22 protein-coding genes and 1 tRNA gene are annotated in these 25,082 nt (G+C 70.6%); 13 read left to right on the top strand and 10 right to left on the bottom strand.

All coding sequences use genetic code 11. The features are described 5' to 3' along the window. Positions 1 to 9: 9 nt before the first annotated feature. The 4 genes from Q6348_RS02980 to Q6348_RS02965 all read right to left on the bottom strand — a co-directional run bounded on the left by Q6348_RS02980 (position 10) and on the right by Q6348_RS02965 (position 2,828). Positions 10 to 1,233: a PP2C family protein-serine/threonine phosphatase gene (locus Q6348_RS02980; RefSeq protein ID WP_304599848.1), complete on the bottom strand. Its 1,224-nt coding sequence runs from the start codon at positions 1,231 to 1,233 to the stop codon at positions 10 to 12. Positions 1,234 to 1,246: 13 nt separating this feature from the next. Further along, entirely contained in the window at positions 1,247 to 1,750 is a 504-nt protein-coding gene (locus tag Q6348_RS02975) for an FHA domain-containing protein FhaB/FipA (protein WP_304599847.1), read from the bottom strand. A gap of 7 nt (positions 1,751 to 1,757) precedes the next feature. Beyond that, positions 1,758 to 2,462: an FHA domain-containing protein gene (locus Q6348_RS02970; RefSeq protein ID WP_304599846.1), complete on the bottom strand. Its 705-nt coding sequence runs from the start codon at positions 2,460 to 2,462 to the stop codon at positions 1,758 to 1,760. 283 nt (positions 2,463 to 2,745) lie between these two features. Continuing rightward, positions 2,746 to 2,828, bottom strand: a tRNA-Leu gene (locus Q6348_RS02965). A gap of 270 nt (positions 2,829 to 3,098) precedes the next feature. On the opposite strand from Q6348_RS02965, the gene Q6348_RS02960 reads away from it, so the two are divergent. The 7 genes from Q6348_RS02960 (at position 3,099) to Q6348_RS02930 (ending at position 9,848) form a co-directional block, all read left to right on the top strand. Next, complete coding sequence (locus Q6348_RS02960) at positions 3,099 to 4,604, top strand: sugar ABC transporter ATP-binding protein (RefSeq protein ID WP_304599845.1); 1,506 nt, start codon at positions 3,099 to 3,101, stop codon at positions 4,602 to 4,604. Positions 4,605 to 4,699: 95 nt separating this feature from the next. Next, a complete protein-coding gene (locus Q6348_RS02955; RefSeq protein ID WP_304599844.1) occupies positions 4,700 to 5,659 on the top strand; it encodes an ABC transporter permease in 960 nt (319 codons plus the stop codon). A gap of 126 nt (positions 5,660 to 5,785) precedes the next feature. Further along, positions 5,786 to 6,775 carry an ABC transporter substrate-binding protein gene (locus Q6348_RS02950; protein WP_304599843.1) on the top strand — a complete coding sequence of 330 codons (990 nt, stop codon included), beginning with the start codon at positions 5,786 to 5,788 and terminating at the stop codon, positions 6,773 to 6,775. A gap of 148 nt (positions 6,776 to 6,923) precedes the next feature. Beyond that, positions 6,924 to 7,346 (top strand): RbsD/FucU domain-containing protein, encoded by a 423-nt coding sequence (locus Q6348_RS02945; RefSeq protein ID WP_304599842.1) that lies wholly within the window; start codon positions 6,924 to 6,926, stop codon positions 7,344 to 7,346. Positions 7,347 to 7,369: 23 nt separating this feature from the next. Then, positions 7,370 to 8,107 (top strand): SDR family oxidoreductase, encoded by a 738-nt coding sequence (locus Q6348_RS02940; RefSeq protein ID WP_304599841.1) that lies wholly within the window; start codon positions 7,370 to 7,372, stop codon positions 8,105 to 8,107. A gap of 43 nt (positions 8,108 to 8,150) precedes the next feature. Then, positions 8,151 to 8,789, top strand: a complete 639-nt coding sequence (locus tag Q6348_RS02935; RefSeq protein ID WP_304599840.1) for a nucleoside/nucleotide kinase family protein — start codon at positions 8,151 to 8,153, stop codon at positions 8,787 to 8,789. A gap of 33 nt (positions 8,790 to 8,822) precedes the next feature. Continuing rightward, entirely contained in the window at positions 8,823 to 9,848 is a 1,026-nt protein-coding gene (locus Q6348_RS02930) for a LacI family DNA-binding transcriptional regulator (protein WP_304599839.1), read from the top strand. A 16-nt stretch (positions 9,849 to 9,864) separates the two neighbouring features. On the opposite strand, the gene Q6348_RS02925 is transcribed toward Q6348_RS02930, so the two are convergent. Together Q6348_RS02925 and Q6348_RS02920 are read right to left on the bottom strand one after the other, a co-directional pair. Next, complete coding sequence (locus Q6348_RS02925) at positions 9,865 to 10,923, bottom strand: magnesium and cobalt transport protein CorA (RefSeq protein ID WP_304599838.1); 1,059 nt, start codon at positions 10,921 to 10,923, stop codon at positions 9,865 to 9,867. Between the two features lie 47 nt (positions 10,924 to 10,970). Further along, complete coding sequence (locus tag Q6348_RS02920; protein ID WP_304599837.1) at positions 10,971 to 11,498, bottom strand: DUF1697 domain-containing protein; 528 nt, start codon at positions 11,496 to 11,498, stop codon at positions 10,971 to 10,973. A gap of 94 nt (positions 11,499 to 11,592) precedes the next feature. On the opposite strand from Q6348_RS02920, the gene Q6348_RS02915 reads away from it, so the two are divergent. Further along, positions 11,593 to 12,858 carry an AI-2E family transporter gene (locus Q6348_RS02915; RefSeq protein WP_304599836.1) on the top strand — a complete coding sequence of 422 codons (1,266 nt, stop codon included), beginning with the start codon at positions 11,593 to 11,595 and terminating at the stop codon, positions 12,856 to 12,858. Next, positions 12,855 to 13,409 (top strand): potassium channel family protein, encoded by a 555-nt coding sequence (locus tag Q6348_RS02910; protein WP_304599835.1) that lies wholly within the window; start codon positions 12,855 to 12,857, stop codon positions 13,407 to 13,409. The genes Q6348_RS02915 and Q6348_RS02910 overlap by 4 nt, the downstream gene beginning before the upstream one ends. Positions 13,410 to 13,419: 10 nt before the next feature. Here the strand turns inward: Q6348_RS02910 and Q6348_RS02905 are convergent, their stop codons facing one another. The 3 genes from Q6348_RS02905 to Q6348_RS02895 all read right to left on the bottom strand — a co-directional run bounded on the left by Q6348_RS02905 (position 13,420) and on the right by Q6348_RS02895 (position 17,718). Then, entirely contained in the window at positions 13,420 to 15,327 is a 1,908-nt protein-coding gene (locus tag Q6348_RS02905) for an alpha/beta-hydrolase family protein (RefSeq protein WP_304599834.1), read from the bottom strand. A gap of 25 nt (positions 15,328 to 15,352) precedes the next feature. Continuing rightward, positions 15,353 to 16,603: an MFS transporter gene (locus Q6348_RS02900; RefSeq protein WP_304599833.1), complete on the bottom strand. Its 1,251-nt coding sequence runs from the start codon at positions 16,601 to 16,603 to the stop codon at positions 15,353 to 15,355. A gap of 86 nt (positions 16,604 to 16,689) precedes the next feature. Continuing rightward, positions 16,690 to 17,718 carry a LacI family DNA-binding transcriptional regulator gene (locus Q6348_RS02895; protein ID WP_304599832.1) on the bottom strand — a complete coding sequence of 343 codons (1,029 nt, stop codon included), beginning with the start codon at positions 17,716 to 17,718 and terminating at the stop codon, positions 16,690 to 16,692. Between the two features lie 147 nt (positions 17,719 to 17,865). Between Q6348_RS02895 and Q6348_RS02890 the strand changes: the two genes are divergently transcribed. The 4 genes from Q6348_RS02890 to Q6348_RS02875 all read left to right on the top strand — a co-directional run bounded on the left by Q6348_RS02890 (position 17,866) and on the right by Q6348_RS02875 (position 23,865). Next, on the top strand, positions 17,866 to 19,191 hold the full coding sequence (locus Q6348_RS02890; RefSeq protein ID WP_304599831.1) for a sugar ABC transporter substrate-binding protein: 1,326 nt from the start codon (positions 17,866 to 17,868) through the stop codon (positions 19,189 to 19,191). Between the two features lie 176 nt (positions 19,192 to 19,367). Then, positions 19,368 to 20,975: an ABC transporter permease subunit gene (locus Q6348_RS02885; RefSeq protein WP_304599830.1), complete on the top strand. Its 1,608-nt coding sequence runs from the start codon at positions 19,368 to 19,370 to the stop codon at positions 20,973 to 20,975. Further along, on the top strand, positions 20,975 to 21,931 hold the full coding sequence (locus Q6348_RS02880) for a sugar ABC transporter permease (protein WP_304599829.1): 957 nt from the start codon (positions 20,975 to 20,977) through the stop codon (positions 21,929 to 21,931). The genes Q6348_RS02885 and Q6348_RS02880 overlap by 1 nt, the downstream gene beginning before the upstream one ends. Continuing rightward, entirely contained in the window at positions 21,928 to 23,865 is a 1,938-nt protein-coding gene (locus Q6348_RS02875) for a glycoside hydrolase family 13 protein (protein WP_304599828.1), read from the top strand. The genes Q6348_RS02880 and Q6348_RS02875 overlap by 4 nt, the downstream gene beginning before the upstream one ends. Here Q6348_RS02875 and Q6348_RS02870 read toward each other — a convergent pair. Continuing rightward, positions 23,838 to 25,076, bottom strand: a complete 1,239-nt coding sequence (locus tag Q6348_RS02870) for an EAL and HDOD domain-containing protein (protein ID WP_304599827.1) — start codon at positions 25,074 to 25,076, stop codon at positions 23,838 to 23,840. The genes Q6348_RS02875 and Q6348_RS02870 overlap by 28 nt on opposite strands. Between the last annotated feature and the right edge of the window lie 6 nt (positions 25,077 to 25,082).

Raw genomic sequence — 25,082 nt, 5'->3', positions numbered from 1 at the left:
TCACGGCGGTCACGGGACCACCGCCTCGTGCTCACGGTCCGCCACCCACTTCTCGGCGGCGGCCAGGGTGGGCAGCTGCACGGTCTGGTTGACCCGGTCCTGCATGTAGCCCGGGAGGTCCGTCAGACGCAGGGGGGACTTCTCGACGACGTGCGACAGCTCGAGCGGCCCCACGTTCTGGTCGATGCCCTGGTAGATCGCGACGTAGCCGTCGGCGACACCCACGTAGTACTGGTCCTGCGTCCACACCCAGCCCCACCGGCCCGCGGCTCCCAGTCCGGCGAGCACGAGGACCACCACGACACTCCACACGATGCGGCGCAGGGTGCGTCGCGGTGGCGGCTCGTCCTCGTCCAGCGGTTCGACGGGGGGCCGGCTCGCGGCCGCGTGCTCGGCGGCGCGCGCGGCGGCGCCGGCGCCACCGCGGGTGGGGCGGTGTCGGTCGGTGGCCGCGGAGCCGACGACCTGGGAGCCGGTCGGGGGCGCCGCCCCGTCCGGGAGGTCGTCGACGTCGACGACGTCGCTGACCACGACGGTGACGTTGTCCGGGGCGCCGCCGCGCAGCGCCAGCTGGACGAGCTGGTCCGCGCACGCGCCCACGTCGGCGATCTCGGCGAGGGTCTCGGCGATGGTGTCCCGACTGACGACGCCGGACAGGCCGTCCGAGCACAGCAGCCACCGGTCACCTGCGCGCGCCTCGCGCACCGAGACGTCCGGCAGGAGCTCCATGTCGAAGTCGCCCAGCACGCGCAGCAGCACCGACCGGTGCGGGTGGTGCTCCGCCTCCTCGGGTGTGATCTTGCCGGTGTTGACCAGGTGCTGGACGAACGAGTGGTCGGTGGTGACCTGGGTGAGCTCACCGGCGCGCAGCAGGTAGGCGCGCGAGTCGCCGATGTGCGCCATCGCGAGCTTGTTGCCTGCTCGCAGCAGCGCGGTGACCGTGGTGCCCAGCCCCGCCAGCTCGGGGTTCTCCTCCGCTCGAGCCAGGAGGTCGTCGTGCGCCTCGGACAGCGCGCGGCTCAGCTCCTCCAGCGCGTCGTCGGGCCCGTGGGCCTCGTCGTCCAGCGGAGCCAGGTGGGCCACGGCCACGGACGACGCGATGTCGCCGCCGGCGTGGCCGCCCATGCCGTCGGCCACCACCAGGAGGTGTGGGCCGGCATACGCGGAGTCCTGGTTGTTCGACCGCACGAGTCCCACGTCGGACCTGGCGGCGTAGCGCAGCGCCACCGTCATCGACTCACCCGGCTCATCGCTGCAGCTCCAGGGTCGACTGGCCCACGCGCAGCTGGGTCCCTGGGCCCACGGGCGTCGGCTCGGTCACGCGCTCGCGGCCGACGAAGGTGCCGTTGGTGGATCCGAGGTCCTCGACGTACCACTGGCCGCCCTGCTGGTACAGGCGGGCGTGACGTTGGGAGGAGTAGTCGTCGTCCAGCACGAGGGTGCACGAGGGTGCGCGTCCGATCAGCACCGCCGCCGACCCGAGCGGCACGGTGGTCCCACGCAGCGGCCCCCCGGTCACCGCGATGCGGCGTGGCCCTGCCGGCGGCGCGGGGACCGGCGGGGGTGCAGGGGCAGCCTCCGGGGGCTGCGTCGGGGTCCGGCGCGGTGCGGTGGGTCGCACCCGCAGCCGGCGCTGCACGACCCGGGTGCCGTACAGGTCGCGCCGCAGCACGGCGATCGCGGTGAGCACGAACAACCAGAGCAGAACCAGGTAGCCGAGTCGGAGGAGAGTGATCGTCAGCTCGCTCACGCGGGCCTCACCCCTCCTCGTCGTCGTCGGCTCCGGTCCAGAACAGGATCTGGGTACGGCCGATGGTCACGGTGTTGCCGTCCACCAGCGTGGCCGCAGGCACGAGGTGACCCTCGACGTAGGTGCCGTTCGTCGATCCGAGGTCGGATGCGATGACGCCGTCCGGGGTGACGCGGATCTCCAGGTGGCGCCGGGAGATCCCCGGGTCGTCGACGATGATGTCCGCGTCGCTGCCGCGACCGATGACGGTGACCGGGCCGGTCAGCAGGTACCGCTGACCGTCGATGTCGACCATCGGGTGCCGCGAGCTCGCCGCGGAGGTGGCGGGGGCCACCGCGCCCCGCACCGTCGCGCTGCGGAGCTGGAATCGGCCGGGGTCGAGGGTGTCGCCCTCCACGAAGGTCACGGTGACGGGGCCCACGAAGGCGTAGCGCTGGCGGCCGGCGTGCTCGGTGACGGTGGTGGCGAGCTCGTCGGCGAGGGTGTCGGCCCCCCACCCCTCGACCTGAGCGAGGTCCGTGGGCGAGAGCTCGACCGTGAACTCGTTCGGGACGACGGTGCGGTCGCGCCCGACCACGGCCGCGCGGTCGTCGAGCTCGCGCCGCAGGGCACTGGCGATCTCGACAGGTTTCAGGTCGCCGCGGGAGGTCTTGGCGAACGCGGAGTTGACGGCGCGCTCCACGCCCTTCTCGAACTTGTCGAGGATGCCCATGCCACCTCCCTCCGCGCCTTCGAGTCCATGAGTACCCGAGACAGAGACGCGTGCTCGGCGGCGCGCGACGGAGGACGGTCCCGGGGGTCCCCACCCGATCGTATCCGCCGATGGGAGGGGTGCCTGCCCATCGGCGTCCGCGCCGCGCCAGCAGGTGCCCTCGGCGCGCTCCGCACGGCTCGAGGCCCTGCGCTGCGTGCACCCCGGCAGGACCGTCGCTCGTCATGCCTGACGTCCCGGTCTGGGCGACTCCCCGGGGCATGGGAGAGCCGCCACCGATGTGTGCGCGAGGGGGGACTTGAACCCCCACGCCCTTGCGGGCACTGGCACCTGAAGCCAGCGCGTCTGCCATTTCGCCACTCGCGCGTGAGCCAGAAGGCTAGCACGGGGCGGGAGGCCCTCCGAACCCCGGTGGTGCGCGCGGTCCGGGGGCGCGCGAGGCCCCGCGGGGCCCGGGGTCCGCATCCGAACCGGCGCGCACGACCGCCGCACAGCAGTCGCGCATACGATTGCGCAATCGTATTCCTCTGTGCCAGACTCCCGGCCAGTGCAGGCGACGAGCCGATGAACGTCGTGGCGTGGACCAGAACGTCCTGGTTCGCGTGTCCCACCTCAGCCGTCAAAGGAGCGGATGTGATGACGACCGCACCACGCCTCGAGCTCGCGGGGATCAGCAAGGGGTTCCCGGGTGTCCGGGCACTCAAGGACGTCAGCCTCGACGTCCGGTCCGGTGAGGTGCTCGCGCTGGTCGGCGAGAACGGCGCGGGCAAGTCCACCCTGATGAAGATCCTGTCGGGCATCTACACCAGGGACGCCGGACGCATCTACTTCGACGGCGTCGAGGTGGAGGTGGACAGCCCGCTGCATGCGCAGGAGATGGGCGTCAGCATCATCCACCAGGAGATGAACCTCATGCCCGACCTCACGGTCGCGCAGAACATCTTCATCCGACGCGAGCCCCGGCGCGGACCCTTCCTCTCCGAGGCGCAGCTCACCAGGAAGACGGCGGAGCTGCTCGGGCGGCTGGGGATCGACCTGGACCCGAAGCAGCTGGTCGGCGAGCTGACGATCGCCAAGCAGCAGATGGTCGAGATCGCCAAGGCGCTGTCCTTCAACGCCAAGGTGCTGATCATGGACGAACCCACCTCGGCGCTCACGGACAGCGAGGTCGAGACCCTCTTCACCCTGATCGAGCAGCTGCGGGCGCGCGGGACCGGGATCATCTACATCTCGCACCGGATGGACGAGGTGAGGCGTCTCGCCGACCGCGTCACGGTGCTGCGCGACGGCGAGTTCATCGGGACGCTGGAGAAGGCGGAGATCGACATCCCGACCATCATCGAGATGATGGTCGGCCGGCACATCGACGAGAACGCCCGACCCGCTGCGCGCGAGCACCTGGGTGATCCGGTGGTGCTGAAGGTGGAGGAGCTGAGGACCCGCTCCCTCCTCAAAGGCGTGAGCTTCGAGCTGCATCGCGGCGAGATCCTGGGCTTCGCGGGCCTCATGGGCGCAGGGCGTACCGAGACGGCGCGAGCCATGATCGGTGCAGACCCGCGCGACGGCGGCACCATCACCGTCAACGGCCGGGCCGCTGACATCAAGCAGCCCGCCGACGCCGTGAAGCTGGGCATCGGCTACCTCAGCGAGGACCGCAAGCTGCTGGGTCTCATGCTCGAGCAGGACGTCACCTTCAACACGGTGCTCGCCTCCCTCCCCGGTCACGCGAACGCGCTCGGCTGGATGCGCGACTCCCAGACCAAGGCTCGGGCCGAGGAGTACGTCAAGGCCCTGCGTATCAAGACGCCGTCCGTCACGCAGACCGTGAAGCTGTTGTCCGGCGGTAATCAGCAGAAGGTCGTCATCGCGAAATGGCTTCTGCGTGACTGCGACGTCCTCATCTTCGATGAGCCGACGCGCGGGATCGATGTGGGTGCGAAGGAGGAGATCTACCAGCTTCTCCAACGCCTCGCGGCATCCGGGAAATCCATCATCGTCATCTCATCAGAGCTACCGGAGATTCTCCGCGTGGCCAACAGGATCGTCGTGATGGCCAACGGTCAGGTGGTTGGCACCCTTCGAAACGAAGAAGCGAGTCAGAAGAAGATCATGGAGCTAGCCGCCCACGGGGAGGAGCACTGATGAATGCCCCAACGCAGAGCAGTACGCCTGTGACGGACACCAACGAGCCGCTCGAAGAAGGGGTCGGCGCGGCCACCGGGCAACACAACCGTCGGATGCGTGTCCGTGCTTTCGCACGTCGCCAGATGCAGCAGTCCCTCGCCTTCGGGACGCTGGCCGTCCTGATCGCCTTCTTCTCCATCTTCGGCAACAACTTCTTCAGCTGGAGCAACATCTCCGGGGTTCTGCTCGCCACCGCGGTGGTCGCGATCCTGGCCCTGGGGACGACGTTCGTCATCATCACCGGCGGCATCGATCTGTCGATCGGAACCGGAATGACGATGGCATCGGTGACCACCGGTGTCATGGTCGTGAACCTTGGCCTGCCTGTGTGGCTGGGGATCGTCGGTGGCGTGGCAACGGGCGCAGCGATGGGGCTGGCGAACGGACTAAACATCACGTTCTTGAAGCTGCCCCCCTTCATCGCCACCCTCGCGATGATGATGATCGCTCAGGGTCTCGCGCTCATCGTCTCCGGCATCCGTCCGATCTACTTCTCGACGGCGGCGCCGAACTTCAGGCAGATCGCACTCGGGACCGTGGTGCCCGGGCTCCCGAACGCGGTCCTCATCACGGTGGTCGTGGCGGTCCTGGCGTACCTGCTGCTGACCAAGACGGTCTTCGGCCGCTACACGTTCGCGATCGGCTCCAACGAGGAGGCCACGCGCCTGTCGGGCGTCAACACGCGGAACTGGAAGATCGCCATCTACACGCTGTCCGGCGTCTTCACCGGGACCGCGGGCGTGGTGATGGCCTCGCGCCTCGACTCGGCCCAGCCCCAGCTCGGCCTGGGATACGAGCTCCAGGCGATCGCGGCCGTGGTCATCGGTGGGACGTCGCTCCTCGGGGGTCGTGGATCGATGCTCGGGACCGTGATCGGAGCCCTGATCATGAGCGTGCTGATCAACGGCCTGCGGATCATGTCCATCCAGACCGAGTGGCAGAACGTCGTGGTGGGTTTCGTGATCCTGATCGCGGTGTTCTCCGACTCGCTCCGCAATCGTTCGCGAGCCTGAGCGTCCGCACCCGGTGGTGCATGCGCCCACCACTCCACGGTGACGGCGAGTCGCCAGGCGCAGTCAGAGAGATGTCGGGCCGTCGGCGCCCGCTGACGGAAGACCCAGAGGAATGGAGAGAGAGTCATGGCACGTCATCGTGTGGGTGCGCTCGCGGCCCTGATCGCCTCGGCCGCACTGGCCTTGTCCGGTTGTGCGGGAGGCGAGACCGCAGGGGCGAAGGAGGCCAGTGGCGGCAGCGGGAAGATGCAGATCGCGCTGATCTCGAAGGGGTATCAGCACCAGTTCTGGCAGGCCGTCCGCAAGGGTGCGGAGCAGAAGGCCGAGGAGCTGGGCGTCGACATCACCTTCGAGGGCCCGGCGGCGGAGGTCGAGATCGACAAGCAGCTGCAGATGCTGAAGACGGCGATCGACAAGAAGCCGGCCGCGATCGGTTTCGCGGCACTCGACCCGGAGGCCTGCATCCCCACCTATGAGGAGGCGAAGGCCAAGGGGGTCCCGATCATCGAGTTCGACACCCCCTGCAACTCCGACTACGCGTCGAGCCTGGCGGCCAGCGACAACTACGCGGCCGCGGCGCTCGCCGCCCAGCACATGGCGGACCTCATCGGCGGCGAGGGCGACATCGCGGTCGTCGGTCACAGCCAGATCACCACGACCGGGATCGACCGCCGCGACGGGTTCGTGGAGACGATCAAGTCGGACTACCCGGACGTCAACATCGTCGACATCCAGTACGGCGAGGGCGACCACCTCGAGTCGGCCGACATCGCCAAGACCATGATCGCGGCTCACCCGGACCTCAAGGGCATCTTCGCCACCAACGAGGGTTCGGCGATCGGCGTCGTCAACGGTGTCAAGGAGCTGGGCATGAAGCCCGGGGACATCACCATCGTCGGGTTCGACTCGGGCGCTGCGCAGATCGAGGCGATCAAGAGCGGCCTCATGGCGGGTGCCATCACCCAGGACCCGATCGGGATGGGCGCGCAGGTCGTGCAGAGCGCCTACGACGTGGCCACCGGCAAGACGGTGGACGACTTCACCGACACCGGCTCCTACTGGTACGACTCGACCAACATCGACGACCCGAAGATCGCGGCCCTGCTCTACCAGTAGCCGCCCCGGGTCGCGTTCTCGGCCCCCCTCGCCGCAGGGATGCGCCCGCCGCTCGGGCACCGAACGCACAGGCGTGCGACGGGCGCATCCCGTGGCGCGTGCGCCGCCTCGTCCAGATCACTGACGTCATGAAGTGAAAGGAACTCCCGTGATCAACGGAAGCATCATCCACCCCGACATCCTCCTGGCGCTCGCGCGTGCCGGGCACACCTCGAAGGTGCTCGTCGCCGACGGGCACTTCCCCTCGACGACCTTCCTCGGGCCGAAGGTCCCCAAGGTCTACCTGAACCTGGCGCCCGGCCTTCTGACCGTCACGCAGGTGCTCGAGGTGCTCGTCGAGCAGGTGGCGATCGAGAGTGCGGCCGCCGCCGTCTTCGAGGACGGGAGCCTCCCGGAGATCTGGACGGACTACCGGCGGCTCCTGGGGCCGTCGGTGCAGGTGGAGGCCGTCAAGGGATCCCAGATCCGGACCGCTTTCCACGACGACGACGTGGCTCTGGCGATCATGACGGGGGACACGCGCCCCGCGTCGTGCATCGTCCTGAGCCTCGGACTCCGTCAGACCGCGTGAACGATCTCCTAGGAAAGGCAACCATGATGAGCACTCTGTCCGGACGGACCGCGATCGTCACCGGCGCGAGCCGTGGGGTGGGACGCGAGGTGGCGCTTGCCCTCGCGGCCGAGGGCGCCCACGTCGTGATCACCGCCCGTGGAGCCGCGGCGCTGGACTCCGTCGCCGAGGAGATCGTCGAGCGTGGGGGCGCCGTCACGGCGGTTCCCGGTGACGCGAGCGCCGAGGAGGACGTGGACCGCGTGGTGGCTGCAGCCCTCTCGACGTCGGGCACGCTCGACATCCTCGTCAACAACGCCGGGATCGGGATCCTCGGACCCCTGGCAGAGATGGCCGTGGACGACTTCGACGAGCAGGTCCGTGTCAATCTTCGGAGCGTGTTCCTGTACTCCCGAGCGGTCATCCCGCACCTCGAGGCCCAGGGCGGCGGAAACCTGGTCAACATCGCGTCGATCACCGGCCTGGCAGGATTCGCCGGCGCGTCCGCGTACTCGGCGACGAAGTGGGCGGTCGTCGGCCTGTCTCGCGGTCTGGACAAGGAGCTCAGCCCCCAGGGCATCAAGGTCACCGCGATCTGCCCGGCCGGGATCGACACGACCTGGGCGTTCGGTACGGGGATCGACCCGGAGGCGGCCAAGCAGCTCGACCGGCTGAGCCCGAAGACCGTCGCCGAGTCGGTGATGTACGCGATCAACCAGCCCGCCAACGCGCGCATCACGGAGGTCGTGGTGTACCCGATGAGTGAAAACGGTCACCAGTAGAGGACGGACGGGACCCCTGGACGGCGAGCGCGAAGGAAGACTTGTGGACATCGCATCAGTGCCTGACCTCGGCACGCTGGTCGAACGCCTTCGCGGCCGTGCGGCGCAAACGTCGGCCCGGTACATCGTGGGTCTCGTCGGGGAACCCGGATCCGGCAAGTCGACCGTCGCAGAGCTCGTTGCGCAGCACCTGGGCAGCGACGTGTGCGTGACTGTTCCGATGGACGGTTTCCACCTGGCCGGCAGCGTGATCGCAGGCACACCGCTCGAGGACCGAAAAGGGGCGATCGACACGTTCGACGCGGACGGCTACGTCGCGTTGCTCGAGCGGCTGAGGGCCCGCGACGAGGAAGTCGTCTACGCTCCCTCCTATCGGAGGGGCCTGGAAGAACCCATTGCTGCCAGCATCCCGATCCCGCGTGAAATCCCGGTCGTGCTGACGGAGGGCAACTACCTTCTCGCGGACCTGGACCCGTGGACGAAGGTCCGGAAGTACGTGGACGAAGTATGGTTTGTCGAGGTGCCGCGCGATGTCCGCCTGGAGCGTCTCATTGATCGGCACGTGGCATTCGGCAAGGCTCGTGACGAGGCAATTGCCTGGGCTCTGGGACCGGACGAGGACAACGCGCGTCTCATCGCGTCGACGAGGCACCGGGCCGACCAGGTTATCGAGTGGATCTGAGCCATGGCACCCGGCTGCGATTGAGGAGTTTCGATGGTGACGATGCGGGACGTTGCTCGGGTCGCTCAGGTCTCCGCGACCACCGTCTCGCACGTCATCAACAAGACGCGCAAGGTCGATCCCGAGACCGAGAGAGCAGTCCTCGAGGCGATCGAGGCGACCGGCTACCTGAGCGACGGGATCGGTAGGTCGCTGCGCACGGGGACCACGCAGACCATCGGTCTGGCCATGTCCGCCATCTCGAACCCCTATTTCGGGACCGTGGTCCACGCGATCGAACGGAGCATCTCCCGGGCGGGGTACTCGTTGCTGCTCGCGGACACTCATGACGACCCCGTACGTGAGCGACGTGCCGTGCGGGACCTGCTCTCGCACCGCGTCGACGCGATGGTCATCGCGCCGAGTGGCGAGGCCGACTCCGTGCTCGACGCCCTCGTCCAGCGACGGATCCCTGTTGTCCTCATCGACCGCATCCCGACGCGCGAGCGTCCGGGAGTCGACGCGATCGGCGTCGTGAACGAAGAGCCCACGGCACGGCTGGTCGACCACCTGGCGCAGATCGGGCACTCGAGGATCGCGACGATCACGAGTGACCCGATGCTCGAGACGACGATCGAGCGGCTCAGCGGGTACTGGAACGGGATAGAGCGGAATGGTCTGACGCGAGACGAGGACCTCGTCCAGGTCGGAGTCCGCGGAAGTGAGGAGACCACCGACGATGCGGTGGCCACGTTGCTGGGCCTGCCCGAGCCCCCGACGGCCATCGTGATGGGCAACAACCAGGTGACGATCGGCACGATGGCGGCTCTCCAGCATCACCACATGGAGGCGCCCCGCGACATGGCCCTGGTCGCGTTCGACGACTTCCCCTGGGCGAACATCTTCCGCCCGCGGCTCACCGCCGTGTCCCAACCGGTCGACGAGCTTGGTGCCGGGGCTGTGTCCATGCTCCTGGACCGTCTGGCGGACCGGGACCTGCCACCGCGCCATCGGCGGCTCGAGCCCACGCTCAAGCACCGCGAGTCCTGCGGGTGCACGGGGCTCTCGACCGGGACGTAGGCCACGCGGCGCCGCGCTACAGCCAGCCGTTGTGGCGGAACGCCGTGTACAGGCCCACGCAGGCCGTGACCATCACGGCGAGCACCACGACGAAACCCGCCGACGAGTCCGCACCAGGCAGGTTGCGCACGTTCATGCCGTAGATCCCGGCGATCAGGGTCGGCACCAGGGCCATCGCCGCCCACGCCGAGATCTTGCGCATGTCGGAGTTCTGCTGCAGGCCGATCCGGTTCTGCACCATGGTCACGCGGGCCGTGTTGGCCTCGAGCACGTCCGTGAGCTGGCGGTCGATGACGTCGATGGACTCCTGGGCGCGGATCACGTGGTCGTGCACGTCCCGGAAGTACTCCGCGGCGCCGGCCGTCACCTGCGGGACGCGGCCCGCGGTGAGCAGCTCGAGCGGCCGGGCCAGGCCCGCGATCGCGCGCCGGAACGAGGCGACCTCCTCCTTGAGCCGGTAGATCCGCTGCGAGTGGTCCTCCTCGTCCGGGCCGAAAACCTCGTCCTCGATCTCGTCGACGTCGACGTCCAGGTCGGTGACCACCGACTCGTAGTCGTCGACGACGAGGTCCGCCGCGCGGTAGAGGACCCCCGCGGGCCCGAACGCGAGGAGCTCGGACGACGGCGCGTCGAGCTCGCGGCGCACCCGCTGCATCACGTCGTTGTGCCCGTGCCGGACCGTGACGACGAACCCGGGCCCCAGGAACAGCGCGACCTCAGCCACGTCGACCACCTCCCGGCGGTCGACGTACCGGACGGGTCGAAGTACCACGAACACCTGGTCGCCGTACACCTCGAGCTTGGGGCGTTGGTGGGCGGTCACCGCGTCCTCGACGGCGAGCTCGGGGAGGTCGAGCTCGTGGGCCACCTCGACGACCTCGGCCTCGGTCGGGTTGGCCAGGCCCAGCCAGACGAAGCCGCCTGCGTCGCGCGCGGCCCGGATCGCGTCACGCAGCGACGGCTCGTCCGGTAGGCGACGGCCGTCCGCGTAGACACCGAGGTCGATGACAATCTCGGGACGGACGTGCTCGGCCGGGGCCTCGGCGTCAGCGGCGTGCCGCGCGGTGTCGGACATGGCAGCGAGCGTAGGGCCGCCGACGCCCTCAGGCCCGGGCATGCGGCTCAGGCGTGGCCGGCGAGGTCGACCAGAGCCCGCACCGTTCGCAGGTTGCGTGCCGTGCCGGCCACGCCCAGGCGGCGGTGCAGCCGGTCGGTGTCCAGCGTGGCGTGGCCCATCCCGACCGCGAACCGCAGGTGCAGCTCCCGGCCTGCCACCTGCCACCGGTCCTCCCCCGTGGGGACGTCACCCGCGGCGGCGATCCCGTCCGGCGACGGCGCGCCCACCAGGAACGACACGTAGGAGTACTTCGGGTCGAGCACCTCGAACGGGTGCGCTACCAGGGCGTCCGCCACCTCGTGCGGGGTGCGGGAGACCACGTCGCGCCGGAAGCCGAACCGGCCCTCGATGGCGTCGGCCAGTGCCCGGTCGAACGCCGCAGGATCACCCGGCACGTCGGCGACCGCGTTGCCCGAGGCCAGGTAGGTGCGCGGCTCCGCAGCGCCCAGCTCGCTCAACACCGCGCGCAGCTCCCCCATCGGCATGGTCGCGCCGCCCACGTTCACGGCCCGGATCAGCAGCACTCGGATCACGGACCCACCGTGCCATCACCCGCGGACATCGTCCTGCGAACGACCCTCCCGCCCGGGCACCCGACCGCGCTACGTTTCCCCTCGGGAGGCCCAGATGGCGGATCAGGTCTCAGACGCCCCGCACCCCGAGCCGGACGGCGCGGTCGTCCAGCCGCGAGCCGATGCGCCCTTCGTCCCGTCGGGTGCGTCGCCGGCCCCGCCCGACGGCGTGACCCGGCCCCTCGTGATCGACCAGGCCGCCCTGGACCGACTGGTGTGGCGGGTGCTGTGGAAGGTCGTCGCCGTCGGGCTGCTCACGGCAGCCGGGCTGCTCGTCGCCTACCAGGCCCGTCACCTGTTGGCTCTGCTGGTGGTGTCCGCCTTCTTCGCGCTCGCCATCATCCCCGGCGTCGCGGCCCTGCAGCGCCGGTTCGGCTGGCGCCGCGGTGCAGCCGTCGGGGTCATCTACCTCACCGGCGTGCTCGGCGCGGGCCTGATGGTCGCCGTGCTCATCCCTGCGATCGTGCGCTTCGGTCAGGCGTTGGGGGACTCGGCCGGGGGGTGGGTCGCCCAGCTCAACACGCTCGGGTCGGAGCTGCTGGGTGTGCCGATCCTTGACCCGCAGACCGGCGCGGTGCTCGGGGACGCGGCCCGGGCGGCCCTGGTGACCTGGGGCGACGACGTGCTCGGCATGGTCTCCTCCGGGATCGGGCTAGCCTTCGACCTGCTCACCATCGCGTCCTTCACGTTCTACATCGCCGCCGACTACCCGCGCCTCGAGCGCGCCCTGATGTCCCGGATGCCCCCCGCGCGCCAGCAGCGCCTCGGATGGATCTCGGACATCTCCATCGACCAGACCGGCGGCTACTTCTACTCCCGGCTCCTGCTCATGCTGGTCAACGGGACTCTCGCGCTCGCCGTCATGCTGATGCTGGGCCTGCCCCTGGTGTTCGCCCTTCCGATGGCGGTCTTCATGGGCTTCTTCTCGGAGTTCATCCCGGTGATCGGCACGTTCATCGGGGCGGCGATCCCCATCGTCGTGACCCTCGCCGTCCGGGGCGTGGGTGCGGCGCTGGTGCTACTGGTCTGGGTCACGGTCTACCAGCAGATCGAGAACCTGGTGCTCAGCCCACGCCTCTCGGCGCGGACCATGGAGCTGAACGGGGCGGTCGCCTTCGGTTCCGCCCTGGCGGGCGGCGCGATCGCCGGACCGATGGGCGCGTTCATGGCGCTGCCCGTGGCCGCGATGGTCACGGCCGTGGTGAAGAACTCCGGCAGGACCTACCAGGTCGTGTACCGGCTCAAGCACGACCTGGAGGGCGAACCCCCGCCGGTCGCTGTGAGGGAGGACGGGTCGGCAGGCGCGGAGGTGGAGACGTGACGGGCCCGACCAGGCTCGCAGACCTCGACGCGCCGCGTCGCCGCAGGGAGCTCGCGCGATCGGTGCTCAGGGTGCTGCTCACCTGGACGGTCCTGACCGTCGGGTACTTCGCCGTGCCCACCCGGGCGCCGCGGGACGGCGCGACGATCGTGGTGACCGTGGTCGGCACGTCGGTCTTCCTGGCGCTGCTCGGCTGGCAGCTGCGGCGCATCCTGCGGGCCGAGCTCCCCGAGCTGCGCGCCGTCGAGGCCGTGGGCTCCCTGACGGCCGTGTTCCTGGTGGTGGTCGCGTCGACCTACTGGACGATGTCCGCGGTCGACCCCGCGAACTTCTCCGAGCCACTGACCAGGGTCTCCGCCATGTACCTGACGGTCGCGACGGCGACCACGGTCGGCTTCGGCGACGTGGCCGCGCTGAGCGACGCTGCGCGCGCGATCGTGACGGTCCAGATGCTGCTCGACGTCATCCTGCTCGCGGTCCTGGTCCGGGCCATCTTCCGGGTGGCACGGGTGTCCCTGCGCACCGAACGCCAGCTGGACGCCGGGGAGTGACGCGCCGTCGTCAGCCCCAGGCCGCCGCCCGCTCGAGCTCCTCGCGCCGCAGCGTGGCCTCGATCGCCTCGAGCTGCGCGTCGGTGCACGGCAGGTCGTAGGCGAACCGGACCGCTCGCGCGATGTCGGCGCGGTAGTCGTGGCCCAGCGCCGTGAACTTCCCGGGCACCACGTCCATCGCGTTCTTGGTGTCGATCGCGGTCTGCAGGAACGTCGTCGGGACGGACCAGCCGGCCTGTGCCGGCACGGCGGTCGGTCGGTCCCGGCCGAGCCACGCCGGGCTCCGGTAGAGCAGCTCGAGCCCGAAGAGCGCGACGCCGTCGTCGTCGTGGGCGAGCAGGACGTACCGTGCTGCGTCCCGAGCGGGCGCGTCGAGATCGTCGATCTGCTCAGCCCGCGCGATCCGGACGACCTCCCCCGGTCGCACGTTGCCGTCCGCCGCCTCGAGCGCCTCGCGCGCCCACTCGCTGATGTACGGCGTGCCCAGCCACAGCGCGCGCTCGATGAACAGGGCCCGCATCCCCCGGGTCCCGGAGTGCAGGAACGGGTCCTGGCCGGTGTGCGCCCCGAGGCTCTCGCCGAACATCACGACCTTGGGCCGGCGCTGCGGGGCCCGGGACCCCAGGGCCTCGGCAAGCGCCATCCACAGCGCGTGGTTCTGCCGCCGCCCGTCGTCCACCCTGTCGAGCGACATCAGCGACGGGCGGATCGAGTACTGCATCGTCAGCGTCGCGCAGTCGCCACGGGACAGGTACTCCCAGGCCGCGGCCGCCGCGTGGTTGACGTACCCCGTGCCGGTCGGGGAGCACAGCACGAGCAGCGACCGGTCCAGGGCGCCGGTGCGCTCGAGCTCGGCCATCGCCAGGTCCACCCGGTCGGCGGGGGTGGGGGCGCTGGTCAGCCCCACGTACAGGCGCAGCGGCTCCTGGGCCGGCTCGCTCATGACCTCCTGGATGCGCGCCGCCGACGTGCGGGCGGCCAGGTGCCGTCGCGGCTCGCGCGTCAGGGGAGCCCAGTCGACGACGCTGCCTGGCCCGCCGCTGACCTGTGCCGACCTCGGCGCCTCGGTCAGGGCGGGGTCCGGGGCGCTCACCGAACGCTCCACGGAGCTGATCACCCGCGCCCCCACCGCCGCCAGAGCCCCGCCGATCACGCCGATCGAGACCACATGGCTGATGCCCGACCCGTAGCCGGGCGTACCGGTGGCGCGCGCGATCACCCGCTCGGCGCCGGTCGCGATCTCGCGCTCGACCGCAGAGATCGCCGCGGCGCCGGTCGCGGCGAGCACCGCCACGCCGAGCGACTGCGCGGTCGGGGCCGTGCGGTGACCGAGCGCTGCCCCCGCGGCCTGGGCCCGGCGTCGACGCAGCTCGAGACCCACGACGGTGAGGGTCGCCCCGGCCGCCACCGCCACCGGGACGGTGTGCAGCACCCGGGTCAGCGGGTGACGCTGGCCTTCGAGGTTCGGGACGGCGTCCAGCCCACCGGCGACCAGCCCGAAGGCTGCGGCCGACCCCGTGCGCCGAGCCAGCGCAGCCGCCAGTGCGCGGGCCGTACCGGCACCGCTCCCGCGCTCGAGCCAGGTCCTGGCGGCGAGCGACGTGGCTAGTGCGATCGCGTCCACGAGCAACGTCGTGCGGGCCGTGGTGCGCACGTCAGTGCTGCGGCCCACCAGCCGCAGGACGCCGCGGGACGTGCTCAGCACCGCCTCGTGCATGCCGGACGTCAGGGCGTAGTCGAGCGCGGAGGACAGCCCGGTGATGAGTCCCTGGTCGGTCGCCGTGCGTGGCCGCAGCAGCGGCACCAGGCTGGTGGGGACCGAGGCCGCTGCGGCCACGATCCCGGCACGCTGGCTCGGGGAGAGGTTCGACGGTTCACCGGTCCAGCGCAGGCTCCGCGGCCACCACGGTCGGATCATGGCGACACTGTCGCACGGCGCGTGGTCACACGGCGGTGCTCGGCTGCACGTCGCGCAGCTCGTCGTGTGCGACGTGGCGCAGCTGGCCCCAGATCGCGACCACGAACACCGCCGAGCCGCCGAACGCGAACCAGAAGGGCGCGGTCAGCCCCCAGCGTTGCGCGAGCACGCCGCCCAGCAGCGATCCGAGGACGAGACCCCCGGTGGAACCGACGAGGTTCACCGACCCCACCCGCCCCTGCAGCCGCGTCGGCACGGCGCGCTGACGGACGGTCGCGGAGGTCGTCCCCCACACGAAGGCGTGCGCGCCGAACACCGCGAAGACCGTCATCGCCACCCACGGGACGGTGGTCAGGGCGAGGCTCAGGTGCGTCAGCGTCTCGATCACCAGGCCGATCCGCATGATCTGGCTCAACGTGAGCCGGCGCGTCAGCCAGCCGTACGACGCGGTGCCCACGAGTCCGCCGACCGCGATGAACGTCGTGATCAACCCGTACCCCACGGCACCCAGGCCCAGGTGCTCGGTCGCGTAGAGCACGAGGACGGACCATGCGGCGCCGAACGTGATGTTGAACGTGAAGATCGTCAGGACGAGGGTGCGCACCGCCGGATGACGCACCGTCCATCGGAAGCCGTCGGCGATGTCCTGGTGGATCCGTGCGCCGGCGGGCGTGTCCGTGGCGTGCGGCGGCAGCGCGACCTTGGTGACCAGGCCAACGGCCAGTGCCGACAGCGCTGCCTGGGTGCCGAACGGCACTGCGGAGCCGAGCGCGAACAGCGCCGCACCCAGCGGAGGGCCTGCCATCTGGTTCAGGGTCAGGAGCCCGGTCTGGATCCGCTGGTTGCCCACGCCGAGGTCCTGGCGCGGCACCACCATCGGCAGCATCGTGGACTGGGCGTTGTCGGCGAACACCTCCGCCGTGCCCAGCACGAGCATGGTCCCCAGGGCGAGCCCGATGGTGAGGTGCCTGGTCAGGATCGTCGCGGTCAGCACGAGGAGCACCCCGACCCGTGCGCCATCGACGAGGACGACGATGCGGCGTCTGTCGCGCCGGTCGGTCACCACGCCGGCCAGCAGGCCGACGACCATGGCCGGCAGCCACTGCAACGTGGCGGCGAGGGCGACGAGGAACGGGCTCGAGGTGAGCGAGGCCACCAGCAGGGGCCCGGCGGCGAGGGCGATCCCGTCGCCCAGGTTGGACACCCACGAGGAGGCGACGAGCCAGCGGAACGGCCGGCCGAGTCGCTCGGGGAGCACCAGGTCGACGAGCCTCACCGGCGGATGCTATCCGCCGCCCCCCGGACGGCCCGTCCCTGTCCGCCCGGAGGCGGACGGACCGCGCAGCACCGTCGTGACGACCCTCAGCCGTTCTCGACCGCGACCGCGGACCGCAGGGCGGGGGCGGGCCCGGTGGACCGTCGGACCACGAGCTCGGGGGCGAACAGGTGCTCGCGGCGTGGCGAGGGCGTCCCGCCGATCTCCTCGAGCAGAGCTCTGACGGCCGCGGCGGACATGCCGGCCACGTCCTGGCGGATGGTGGTCAGTGGCGGGTCGGAGTACTGCGCGAGCATGCCGTCGTCGGAGCCGATCACCGAGACGTCCTCCGGGACGCGCAGGCCCCGCTGGCGCGCGGCGCGCACGACGCCCATCGCCATGACGTCGGAGCCGCACAGGATTCCGGTCACGCCCCCGTCGAGCAGGACGTGCGCCGCGGCAGCGCCACCCTCGACGGTGTACTGGGTGTGCTCCGCGGTACCCACCAGCCCCGGGCGTCGTTCGACAGCGTGGGCGAACGCGGTGCTGCGGCGGCTCGCGGGCGTGTAACGGGAGGGGCCGACCGCGAGGCCGAGCCGGTTGTGGCCGAGCTGGCGCAGGTGCTCCACGCCGAGCTCGACCGCCGCCCGGTCGTCCTGGGACAGGCTCGGTGCGTCGACGTCGGGCTGGTGGCCGTTGATGAGGACGATGGGGATGCCGCTGGCGCGCAGCCGGGCGTAGCGGTCGGTGTCGGCCTCGGTGATCGCATGGATCCCGGAGACGAAGATGATCCCCGAGGTGCCCTGCTCGAGCAGCATCTCGACGTACTCGTCCTCGTGCAGGCCGTTGGGTGTCTGGGTGCACAGCAGCGGCACGTACCCGTGCTTGGCCAGCGCCGTCTCGATGAGCTGGGCGAACAGCGGGAACACCGGGTTGGTCAGCTCGGGGACCACGAGACCCACCAGGCCGGTCGCGCGTCGCCGCAGCCGGGCCGGGCGCTCGTAGCCCAGGACGTCGATCGCGGTGAGGACCTTGTCGCGGGCGGCGTCGGACACCTGCTTCTCGTTGAGCACGCGTGAGACCGTCGCCTCACTCACGCCGGCGCGTTGGGCGATGTCGACCAGCCGAAGCCTCACGCCCAGCGAGCATAGTGGCCGAATCGTGATACTGAAAGTTCTTGCAGTGAATGTAAGGGCTTGCTACCTTCGCCGTACTGCCGCAGCTGCCAGTGCCCCCTCATCGGGGCGCCGGACGGCGCGAACCACCGATGATGGAGGAAAGACATGCGCAGGATCCCTCGCGGTATGGCTGTCGCCGTCGGCGCCGGCCTGCTGCTGGCCGCGTGCTCGTCAGGAACGACGGACACGACGACCGGGGGTGCCACCTCGCCCGCCACCGAGACCGCCACCGAGAGCGCCACCCCGTCCGAGTCGGCGACCGACGCCGCCCCGGTCCGTGGCAACGAGGACCTCGTGATCTGGACGGACGACACCCACCTCGCGGCCATGCAGGCAGTGGCCGACACCTACGCCGCGGCCAACGGCATCACCGTCGGGGTGCAGGCCGTGACCGACACGCGGGCCGCATTCATCACCGCCAACCAGGCCGGCAACGGGCCGGACGTCCTGGTGGGCGCGCACGACTGGATCGGCCAGCTGGTGCAGAACGGAGCGATCGACCCGCTGCAGCTCCCCGCCGACCAGGTCGCCAAGTACTCGCCGACGGCCATCAAGGCCGTGACCTACGACTCGCAGCTCTACGGTCTGCCCTACGGCGTCGAGTCGCTCGCGCTGTTCTGCAACAAGTCCGTGGTCGGGGACACCACGTTCGCCACTCTCGACGACGCGATCGCCGCGGGCCAGAAGGCCGTGGACGCAGGCACCGTCGAGTCCGCGCTCAATCTCCCGGTGGGCGAGAACGGCGACGCGTACCACATGGAGCCGCTGTTCACCTCGGCAGGTGGCTACCTGTTCGGCAAGGACGCGGACGGCAACTACAACCCGAACGACCTCGGTCTGGACTCGCCCGGCGGCCTGGCAGCCGCGAAGAAGATCGGTGAGCTCGGCGAGAAGGGTCAGAACGTGCTGCGCACGTCGATCTCCAGCGACAACAACATCTCGCTGTTCGCCGACGGCAAGGCCGCCTGCATGATCTCCGGACCTTGGGCGCTCAACGACGTCCGCAAGGGCCTGGGCAACGACGGCTACACGCTGCAGCCGATCCCCGGCTTCAAGGGCATGAACCCCGCTCAGCCGTTCATGGGTGCGCAGGCCTTCTACGTCGCGTCCAAGGGCAAGAACAAGTCCTTCGCACAGGACTTCATCATCAACGGGGTCAACAACGTCGACGCGATGACCACGCTGTACGAGAAGGCCAACCTGCCGCCCGCCATGACGGCAGTGCGCGACTCGATCCAGCAGGACAACCCGGACTTCGCCGTGATCGCCCAGGCCGCGGAGAAGGCCGACCCCATGCCCGCGATCCCGGCCATGGCCGAGGTCTGGCAGCCGCTGGGTGTCGCCTACGCGGACATCGTCGCCGGCAAGGACCCGGAGCAGTCCATGAAGGACGCCGCCACCGCGATCCGGACGGCGATCGCCGGGTCGTGACCCGTCGGACGACGACCACCGCGGGCTGACCGTCGGAGGTCGTCACACGCGGTGGGGTCCGGGCACCTGGTGCCCGGACCCCACCGCCGCGGGGCCCCGACCCCGCGCAGCGCGGCGCACGACCGGCCAGGCGACCGCGCCCCCACCCGGCCACAGCACGACCCGGGAGCACCGCCGTGTCGCACACCACCCAGACCCACCCGCCCGCCCGTACTGCACGACCGGCCCGCGGGGGAGGGACCACCCGCCCGCTGCCGCTCCTGGTCAAGGTTCTGGGGCTCGGGATCGTCGCGGCGCTCGCCGTCCTGGTCACCCCGCCACTGATCGCCCAGCAACGGTGGGGCTTCCTGGGGGTGTTCTGGGGCGTCGTCGCGCTGCTGGCAGCCGTGTACGCGACCAAGCGCGCCGTCCCGGCCAAGTACCTGGTGCCCGGGGTGCTGTTCCTGTCCCTGCTGGTGGTCTACCCGATCCTCATGACCTTCCAGCTCTCGACCACCAACTACGGCGACGGCACCCGTACGCCGAAGGAGGTGACGATCAGCCGGATCATCGCCTCGGCGGCGTTCCAGGGCGACAACGCGCGACGCTTCACCCTCGAGGTCGGCACGACAGGAACGGTCGACACCGGGCCCTACACGTTCTTCCTCGTGGACCAGGCCTCCGGGGACGCCTATGCGGGCACCGAGGACGGCCTCGAGCCGCTGCCCACCGACGCGACCGTCACCGACGGCCGCGTCACCGACGTCCCGGGCTACACGATGCTGACCAAGCAGCAGATCAACCGCCTCAGCCAGTCCGGCGGCCCGCTCGCCGGGTTCACGGTGCCCACCGGGGAGAGCTCGGTGATCACGGCGCAGGGGTTCCAGGCCGTCGAGCTGACCAGCCCGTTGGTCTACGACCAGGCCACCGACTCGTTCACCGACACGCGCACCGGCGACGTCTACACCCCCCAGCGGGTGGGCGACCGGTCCTACTTCACCGACGCCAACGGCGCGCGGCTGTCCTCGCAGTCCTGGGGCGAGTCCATCGGGCTGGACAACTACAAGCGGATCTTCACCGACGCCACGATCAGCAAGAACTTCCTCGGCATCTTCGCGTGGACCGTGCTGTTCGCCGTCGCGTCGGTCGGTCTGAGCTTCCTGCTCGGCCTGGTGCTGGCGGTCACCCTCAACGATGCGCGGATGCGCGGTCAGAAGCTCTACCGCTCCATCCTGCTGCTGCCCTACGCGATCCCGGGGTTCATCTCCCTGATGGTGTGGTCGAGCTTCTACAACACCGACTTCGGGTTGTTCAACGAGCTGCTCGGTACGCACGTCAACTGGCTGGGCAGCACGGCGCTCGCGCGGATCGCGGTGATCCTCACCAACCTGTGGATGGGCTTCCCCTACATGTTCCTGGTGTGCACCGGCGCCCTCCAGGCGGTCCCGTCCGAGCTGAAGGAGGCGGCCTCGATCGACGGCGCGAGCGGGTTCACGCAGTTCCGCAAGGTGACCTTCCCGCTGGTGCTCGTGGCGGTGGCACCGCTGCTCGTCGCGTCGTTCGCGTTCAACTTCAACAACTTCAACGCGATCCAGCTGCTGACCGAGGGCGGGCCGTTCAGCGCGTCCGACCCGACCGCCGGCGGGACGGACATCCTCATCAGCTTCACCTACCGGCTGGCGTTCGGCACGAGCGCGCAGCAGATCGGGTTCGCCTCGGCGATCTCGGTGATCCTGTTCATCCTGACCGGGGTGCTGGCCGCCATCCAGTTCCGCGGGACCCGAGTGCTGGAGGACGTGAACTGATGAGCACCTCGGCCAGGCCCTCCGTCGCCGCCCCGACCTCCACCCCCACGCGAGCACCGGTGGGCGGCCCCCCGCTGCGGCGTGACCCGAACGACGTCCGCCCGCACGGTGCGCGCTGGTGGCGCGAGATCGGCTGGCGGCACGTGGTGGGGGTCGTCGCGATCGTCTACGCGCTCGTCCCGGTGCTGTACGTGCTGTCCGCGTCGTTCAACCCGATCGGCTCGGTCTCCTCGACGAGCCTGATCCCGACGGACTTCTCCTTCACGCACTACGAGTCGCTGTTCACCAACCCCAACCGGCCGTACGCCCGGTGGTACCTCAACACGATCCTGGTCGCCGCGGTGGTCGTGACCGCGCAGGTCTTCTTCTCCGCGATGGCCGCCTACGCCTTCTCCCGGTTCCGGTTCCGGGGACGCCGCGGCGGCCTGCTGACCCTGCTGCTGATCCAGATGTTCCCGCAGTTCCTCGCCGTGGTGGCGCTGTTCCAGCTGTTCAGCGAGGTCGGCAAGGTGGTACCCGCGCTGGGGCTGGACACGCTGCTCGGCTACATCGTGCTGCTCATGGGCGGCTCGCTCGGTCAGGTGTGGCTCATCAAGGGCTTCTTCGACTCGGTGCCCAAGGAGCTCGACGAGGCGGCGAAGATCGACGGGGCGGGCCACGCCCAGGTGTACTTCCAGATCATCCTTCCGCTGGTGCGCCCGATCCTTGCCGTCACCGGCCTGCTCGCGTTCGTCAGCGTGATCGGCGAGTTCCTGCTCGCGTCGATCTTCCTGCGCCAGACCGCGGTCAAGACCCTCGCAGTGGGGATGTACACCGTGCTGGACGGGGACCGCTCGAACAACCTCGGTTGGTTCGCGGCCGCCGCGGTGCTCGCGTCGATACCCGTGGTGGCCCTGTTCCAGTACCTGCAGAAGTACATCGTCGGCGGGATCACCGCGGGCGCGGTGAAGGGGTGAGGGCCCCGCTGTGGGCGCAGCCCCACCACGACGGCTCCGCGCACTACCTCGAGCAGCGCGACGGCAGCGCCGTCCTGCGGGTGCTCGTGCCGCACACGCAGGGGCGTTCCGGGGCCGAGGCGCGCGTGGCGGTCCGACGGCTGCGGGACGCCGAGCCCGCGTGGACGCAGGCCGAGGTCGAACGAACCGACGTCGGCGGCACCTGGTGGCGCGCGCAGATCCCGACCGAGGGCGACGTGACGAGGTACCGGTTCCTCATCGGAACCGGTGGTGCGGCCGGTGGCTACACGTGGCTGAACGCGGCGGGCGTGCACGACCACGACGTCACCGACGCGCACGACTTCCGGCTGATCGCGCACCCCGGGCCGCCCGACTGGGTGGCCGACCAGCTGGTCTACCAGGTGTTCCCGGATCGCTTCGCGCGCGGGGTGGCCGGACGTGACGTGCCGTCCTGGGCCGAACCGGCCGGCTGGGACGACCCGGTCATCTGGGAAGGTCCGCACAGCCCGGTCCAGTGGTACGGCGGCGACCTGGACGGCGTCGCAGCGCACCTGGATCACCTCGAACGGCTGGGCGCGACAGTCCTCTACCTCACGCCGGTGTTCGAGGCGCGCTCGGTCCACCGCTACGACGCGGTGACCTTCGACCGGGTGGACCCGGCGCTCGGCGGGGACGCCGCGTGGCGCCGGCTCATCGACGCCGCGCACGACCGGGGAATCCGGGTGGTCGGGGACCTCACCCTCAACCACACCGGCGTCGGCCACGAGTGGTTCCGCCGCGCCCAGGCCGACGCGGCGAGTCCCGAGGCCGCCTTCTACTACTTCGACGAGCACCCCCACGAGTACCAGGCGTGGTGGGGGATCAAGAGCCTGCCCAAGCTCGACCACCGGTCCGCGGAGCTCGCGCGACGGTTGTACGACGGGGACGCGTCGGTGGTCGCCCGGGGGCTGCGCGACGGGCTGGACGGGTGGCGGATCGACGTCGCCAACATGACCGGGCGGCTCGGCACGATCGACCTGACGCACCAGGTCGCGACGGCCGTGCGGCGGACCATGGCCGATGTCGCGGCGGAGTCCGGCGCCGATCCCGGCTGGCTGCTGGCCGAGCACGGCCACGACGCGACCGACGACCTCGTCGGTGACGGCTGGCACGGCACGATGGACTACAACGGCTTCACCCGCCCGGTCTGGGCCTGGTTGAACGGCGGCTCGGAGGCGGGTCCCGGGGTGCGCCACGGGCTGCCCTTCCTGGGCGCGCCGGTGGACGTCCCGGTGCTCGGCGGCGACGACCTGGCGGCCACGATCCGGCAGGTGCACGCGGCGATGGGATGGCGCGCGTGGACGGCGTCGACGGCCCACCTGGACACGCACGACACGCCGCGGTTCCGGACCGTGACGGGCGGCGGGACCCACGGCTGGGTCGACCGCGACGGGCTCGGCCGTGAGCGGCACCTGCTCGGCCTGGCCCTGCAGATGACCCTGCCCGGGGTCCCGGCTGTGTTCGCCGGGGACGAGCTGGGGCTGACCGGCGTGAACGGCGAGCACTCACGCACTCCCTTCCCTTGGGACCGGCGTGCAGCGTGGGACGCCGAGACCCTCGAGGCCTACCTGAGCTGGACAGCCCTGCGGCGCGACCACGTCGCGCTGCGGCGCGGGGGACTGCGCTGGCTGGACGTGCGACCCGGTTCGCTCACCTACCTGCGCGAGCATCCCGAGGAACGGCTGCTGGTGCACGTCGTCCGCGACCCGGACGAGGCCGTGGCCATCCCGCTTGCGGCACTGGGCCTGGCCGGCGCTGGCGAGCCACGCACTCTTGCCGGCACCCCGCCGCGCACCGAGGCGGGGCGGGTCCTCCTCCCCCCGATCCCGGCCGCCCACCTCTACACCCTCCCCCGCGCAGGGGCGGCTCAGGCTCCTGCGGCTCGGGCGGTCTGAAGGGCGTCGGCCAGGCAGGTGACGTACGTGTCCGAGACGTCCGCGGGACGGTAGCCGGCGTCCACGACGCCCTCGGTGTCGCACGCCTCGTGCGCGATGACCGCGCGCAGCACCGGGCCCAGCTCACCCGCCTGGTCCTGCACAGCGTCGGTGACGACCTCCGAGACCCCGACCTTCTCCAGCACGACCTCGGCCGGGACGCCGAGCTGCTCGATCAGGGCCGAGAGCATGCCGACCGTGTAGGCCGCGGCGTCGCCGGCGAGCGCCTCGCAGGTGAGCGCGCGGGCCAGGATCTGCCACAGGCTGTCCATGGCGCCGGTGCGAGCGTCGATCGCCAGGGCGGCGATCAGCGCGGTCACCTCGCGGACGCCCAGCAGCACCACCGCCCGCTGCACCGTGTCCACCCGCGACACCAGGGCGAACGCGCCGGAGTTGACCAGGTGCAGGACCCGCAGCGTCAGCACCGGGTCGGTGTCGATCACCTGCGCCACCTCGGACAGGTCCACCTCGGGCTGGTGCAGCAGGTGGAGCACGGCCATGCACTGCAGCTGTCCGGGGCTGAGCACCTTGGGTCCCTGGAGCTGTCGCGCCGAGGCCGCGCGTTCGGCCACGCCACCGCGCAGCGCGTCGACACCGGCCACCAGGCAGCGGGCCTGGACGTGCACGTCGTGGACGTGCGTGGCCAGGACCCGGACGCCTCCGGCGTGGGCCGCACGGACCACGTCCTCGAGCGGCTGGACCAGCACCTCGGGGTCCACCGTGACGTAGTCCAGGGCAGGCAGGAGCGCGATCTGCTGGGGGGTGGCGGCGAAGGCCTGCAGCCCCAGCTCGACGCCGAGGCCGCGCAGCGCTGTGGCCCGACGGCTCGCGTCCTCGCGCAGCTCGAAGCCGTGCGGCAGGTCCAGCACCAGGCGGCTGCCGCCGGGGGGAGAGGGGAGGAAGCCGTCCAGCATCGCGCCCACCGCCGGGAGGAACACGTCCCGATCGGCGACCAGGGAGGCGAGGTCGAGCGCGAGGTACTGCTCGTGCAGGATCTCGTCGCGGACCTGCGGGGACGAGCTCGTCAGCGACAGGCCGTCCTCGAGCGTCACGGTGATGCGGTACCCGAGCACCGAGTTGTCGACGGCAACGATCGTCTCGCGGTGCACCGTGGTGCGGTGGCGGGCCTCGAGACGGGGGCCGAGCCCGGTCTGCGGCGCGGTGTGGTTCACGTCGTT

The organism is Actinotalea lenta (genome assembly GCF_030586465.1).
Taxonomy (GTDB): domain Bacteria; phylum Actinomycetota; class Actinomycetes; order Actinomycetales; family Cellulomonadaceae; genus Actinotalea; species Actinotalea lenta.
This window is presented reverse-complemented; position numbering and strand designations above follow the sequence as displayed.

Bases quoted from the DNA above. Each gene is read 5' to 3' on its own strand.
- Q6348_RS02880 (WP_304599829.1), top strand. From the start codon at position 20,975: ATGAGCACCTCGGCCAGGCCCTCCGTCGCCGCCCCGACCTCCACCCCC.
- Q6348_RS02905 (WP_304599834.1), bottom strand. From the start codon at position 15,327: ATGATCCGACCGTGGTGGCCGCGGAGCCTGCGCTGGACCGGTGAACCG.
- Q6348_RS02940 (WP_304599841.1), top strand. From the start codon at position 7,370: ATGATGAGCACTCTGTCCGGACGGACCGCGATCGTCACCGGCGCGAGC.
- Q6348_RS02925 (WP_304599838.1), bottom strand. From the start codon at position 10,923: ATGTCCGACACCGCGCGGCACGCCGCTGACGCCGAGGCCCCGGCCGAG.
- Q6348_RS02890 (WP_304599831.1), top strand. From the start codon at position 17,866: ATGCGCAGGATCCCTCGCGGTATGGCTGTCGCCGTCGGCGCCGGCCTG.
- Q6348_RS02915 (WP_304599836.1), top strand. From the start codon at position 11,593: ATGGCGGATCAGGTCTCAGACGCCCCGCACCCCGAGCCGGACGGCGCG.
- Q6348_RS02950 (WP_304599843.1), top strand. From the start codon at position 5,786: ATGGCACGTCATCGTGTGGGTGCGCTCGCGGCCCTGATCGCCTCGGCC.
- Q6348_RS02955 (WP_304599844.1), top strand. From the start codon at position 4,700: ATGCGTGTCCGTGCTTTCGCACGTCGCCAGATGCAGCAGTCCCTCGCC.
- Q6348_RS02960 (WP_304599845.1), top strand. From the start codon at position 3,099: ATGACGACCGCACCACGCCTCGAGCTCGCGGGGATCAGCAAGGGGTTC.
- Q6348_RS02970 (WP_304599846.1), bottom strand. From the start codon at position 2,462: ATGGGCATCCTCGACAAGTTCGAGAAGGGCGTGGAGCGCGCCGTCAAC.
- Q6348_RS02980 (WP_304599848.1), bottom strand. From the start codon at position 1,233: ATGACGGTGGCGCTGCGCTACGCCGCCAGGTCCGACGTGGGACTCGTG.
- Q6348_RS02930 (WP_304599839.1), top strand. From the start codon at position 8,823: ATGGTGACGATGCGGGACGTTGCTCGGGTCGCTCAGGTCTCCGCGACC.